General features: G+C 39.2%; 2 protein-coding genes. Both read left to right on the top strand.

Annotation, left to right across the window (positions count from 1 at the left end):
• A partial coding sequence (locus CKY02_RS22980; RefSeq protein ID WP_146747495.1) for a type VI immunity family protein occupies positions 1 to 439 on the top strand: 439 nt, incomplete at its 5' end.
• Between the two features lie 3 nt (positions 440 to 442).
• Positions 443 to 715, top strand: coding sequence for a PAAR domain-containing protein (locus CKY02_RS22985; protein ID WP_112897004.1), 273 nt, complete (start codon positions 443 to 445; stop codon positions 713 to 715).
• The last annotated feature ends 880 nt before the right edge of the window (positions 716 to 1,595 follow it).

The following is a 1,595-nucleotide window of genomic DNA, read 5'->3' on the forward strand; positions in this document are numbered from 1 at the left end:
GATACGTCAGGTGCTGCGTCCCTACCGGGATGTGGTGATTAGTTCTTATTCCAATGGTCTGATAATCCGGGCCGGTCAATACCCGGACTTAACGCCACTGCCAAGCAGTGTCCCGGAGAGTTATTTTACCATTAACCAACTGATACGTCCGATACGGGTCATTCCCCGTGAAGGTCATTCCCTGCATTTTTATGGTGCCGGTCATTTTGATGATATTTCCACACTGGCCTGGTATGCCCGTTATGACCGGGGACCGCTGCAAGTGACTCCTCTGAGAGGTGACCATCCTGCACTGGTCAGCGGGATCTGGCGAACCGATAGCCTGCCCGGCCAGCAGTTCTTCTTTGCTCAGGGCGCGATGGCTTTTGATGTTGAAGGTGCGGAGACGGGCACAACCGTCTGGCATTTAATACGAGAAACGGAAAATATGACGGAGTAAATAATGCGAAGTGTCGTGGAAAGTAAAAAAATTATCCTTAAAGGTGATACCACAACAACCGGAGGCGAGGTTTTAAATGGTTCCGGTTTGGTAAACCAACAACTATCGGTTGCTTGTAAAGGTACCCCGGTGTTTTGTCCCGCCTGTAAACAAACCGGCGTGATTGCGGAAGGTTCTAACTTGTTCAATATAAAAGGAATACCTGTCGCGCTGGAGGGACACCTTGTTAATTGTGGTTGCCCAACCGGCGCTTGTCGATTACAGGTACGGTCGTAACTATCCAATGCTATACCCGTCATCTTTCAAGCTGCCTCTTTGTTGGCTGCACTCACTCACCCCGGTTACATAGTTATCTATGCTCCCGGGGATTCGCTTCCTTGCCGTCGCAATGCATCTTGAAACCCATAGGGTATAAAACTTTAATTAAAATACCCGTAAAACCAGAGCAGGTTTTAAACTGTGATTAAAAGTTATTTTTTTAACGTATGATTTTAATCGGTATCTGGTTTTAATCGTTTTTTATTTTTTGGCTATATGCTTTTTGCGAAATTTAAACATTATGATATATCATGGTTTTACGTTTAAACGAACGTTAATCATATCCGATTTATTTTGACTGACATTGTTTTATAGATTGTTTTACCAACATTGTTTTACTGGCATTTTTTTACCAATGTTGTTTTACTGGCAATTTTTTCGGGGTTTTATAAATCATCACCCTTTATCTTTTCTTTATAAATCACTAATAAATAGCTTGATGGTATGAAAATACCGTTAATGTTTTTTAGGATAACGCCTTTTTTAGCACTTAAATCCGGCTAAATTAATCTTTTTATCTCTTTTTATCTCTTTTTATCTCTTTTTATCTCTTTTTATCTCTTTTTTATCGCATTTTTTATTGATTTTTTCATAAAACGGTGGTGAGAAAATACTTGAGCGTTAATCTATTCCATTAATGTTATTTTACGTGATTATTGCTTTTCAACTCTTGGTTAATGGTTAGTGAATTTCGACTAAATGTCATTAATCACACTACTGAAAACTTTAATTTTCTTGGTTAAATCAGTCTATTGAATGAAGTATTTAATCTCTCCCTGTTTGTCTTTTTAAATAGTCATAGCTGGTTAGGTAAATGTAAAATAAGTGGAGTGTAGTA

The sequence above is a fragment of the Photorhabdus bodei genome (genome assembly GCF_003287735.1).
Taxonomy (GTDB): domain Bacteria; phylum Pseudomonadota; class Gammaproteobacteria; order Enterobacterales; family Enterobacteriaceae; genus Photorhabdus; species Photorhabdus kayaii.

Bases quoted from the DNA above. Each gene is read 5' to 3' on its own strand.
- CKY02_RS22985 (WP_112897004.1), top strand. From the start codon at position 443: ATGCGAAGTGTCGTGGAAAGTAAAAAAATTATCCTTAAAGGTGATACC.